Here is a 2,131-nt window from a genome sequence, read left to right as displayed (position 1 = left end):
GCTCGGCAGCTGCTACAGGGGGCCGAATCGGCTGACCCCACCACATTTTTCAGCCATTTCCATCACATCGCCGGCCCTTAACAACCGGGTTTTTCCGCCGCCGAAACAGACAATGAGTACCTCTCAACCCTCATTGAATCTGTGCCCATGCAAACCACCAATACCGTTTTGATGATTCGCCCGACACGTTTCTCGTTCAATCAGGACACGGCGGCGAACAACCGTTTCCAGCGCCCGGCCGATGTGTCCGAGGATGTGCAGCTCAAGGCCTTGCAAGAGTTCGACGGCTACGTCGCCGCGCTGCGCAACCATGGCGTCGAAGTCCTGGTGCACAACGACCGTGAAGCGCCGCATACCCCCGATTCGATCTTCCCCAACAACTGGTGGAGCAGCCATCCCGACGGCACGTTGGTGCTGTATCCGATGCAGGGCCACAACCGCCGTCTGGAACGCGACAAAGGCGTGCTCGACTGGCTACGGGACGAATATCGGGTCGAGCAGATGCTGGATCTTTCCAGCCTGGAACAGCAGGAAGTGTTCCTCGAAGGCACCGGCAGCATGGTGCTGGATCGCGAGCAGCGGATTTGTTACGCAGGCTATTCCACCCGCACCCACGCTCGGGCGCTGGACCAATTGGTCGACCATCTGGGTTACGAGTTGTGCGCCTTCAATGCGGTGGACCGCCAGGGCGTGGCGATTTATCACACCAACGTGATGATGAGTGTCGGCACTCGGCTGGCCGTTGCGTGCCTGGCCTCCGTCACTCACCCGGCAGAACGCCTGGCGCTGCGCTCACGGCTGGAAGACAGCGGTAAAAAAGTGATTGCCCTGGACTGGGCGCAACTGGAGTCGTTCGCCGGCAACATGCTGGAAGTCCACAACGCCGCGGGCGAACCCTTGCTGGTGATGTCGCGCACTGCCTGGCAATCGCTGGATGCCGATCAGCGCCGCTTGATCGAAACCCACGTCACGCCGCTGCCGGTGAACATCGACACCATCGAACGCATTGGCGGCGGCAGCGCCCGCTGCATGTTGGCCGAAGTCTTTCTATCCAAACGTCAATCAGAACGTCAGCCGAAAGCTGCCCAGGAGCAAGTGCGATGATCGTCCGTCCCGCAACACCGGCAGATTTGCCGGCACTGTTGGCCCTGGCCCATAGCGCCGGGACCGGTTTGACCACCTTGCCGGCCGATGCGGCACGCTTGAGTCATCGCCTGGAATGGGCAGCGAAAACCTTCGCCGGTGAGGCCGAACGCGCTGATGCCGACTACCTGTTTGTGCTGGAGAACGACCAGCAGGAAGCGGTCGGTATTTGTGCATTGGCGGGCGCCGTCGGCCTGCGCGAGCCCTGGTACAACTATCGACTGGGCCTGTTTGTCGCCGCGTCGAAAAACCTCGGGATCAATCAGCAACTGCCGACGTTATTCCTCGGCAACGACATGACCGGTCACTCGGAACTGTGTTCACTGTTTTTGCACGCCGATCACCGCAGCGGCCTGAATGGCCGCTTGCTGTCCAAGGCACGCTTCCTGTTTCTGGCGGAGTTTCGTCAGCACTTCGGTGAAAAAGTAATCGCGGAGATGCGCGGTTATTCAGACGAAGAGGGCGTCTCGCCGTTCTGGGAAGGTCTGGGTCGACATTTTTTCAAGATGAATTTTGCCGACGCCGATTACCTCACGGGCCTTGGCAACAAAACCTTCATCGCCGAACTGATGCCCAAGTTTCCGCTGCCGACCTGCCTGTTGCCTGAAGCGGCACGCGCGGTCATCGGCCGTGTCCACCCCAACACTGAACCTGCCCTGGGCATGCTCAAGGCTGAAGGCTTCGAGCATCGGGATTACATCGACATCTTTGATGGCGGGCCGCTGATCGAATGCGCCACCGGTGACATCCGTGCGGTGCGCGACAGTCAGGTGTTGCAACTGAGCATCGGCACACCCGGAGAACACGCGGCGACGTACCTGATTCACAACCGCCAGTTTGCCGAATGCCGGATTACCGCAGCCCCGGCGCGGGTCGCCGCCGGGACCTTGATTGTCGATGCGCAGACGGCGAAGACATTGGGCTTGAGTGTCGGCGCATCGGTGCGCGCGGTGAGCCTGGCGGTGCCGGCTGTAGCAGCTGCCGAGCC

At 60.8% G+C, this 2,131-nt stretch carries 2 protein-coding genes; both read left to right on the top strand.

Annotated features, from left to right (window positions below; translation table 11 throughout):
- Nucleotides 1–147 precede the first annotated feature (147 nt).
- Nucleotides 148–1,104: a citrulline utilization hydrolase CtlX gene (gene ctlX / locus PMI21_RS24630; RefSeq protein WP_007934265.1), complete on the top strand. Its 957-nt coding sequence runs from the start codon at nt 148–150 to the stop codon at nt 1,102–1,104.
- The coding region (gene astA, locus PMI21_RS24635) for an arginine N-succinyltransferase (protein WP_007934264.1) at nt 1,101–2,131 on the top strand (1,031 nt) is incomplete at its 3' end. The genes ctlX and astA, both read left to right, overlap by 4 nt.

This window comes from Pseudomonas sp. GM18, from assembly GCF_000282195.1.
Lineage (GTDB): Bacteria > Pseudomonadota > Gammaproteobacteria > Pseudomonadales > Pseudomonadaceae > Aquipseudomonas.
The sequence above is the reverse complement of the archived record's forward strand: the minus strand, read 5'-3'. Positions and strand labels throughout refer to the sequence as shown.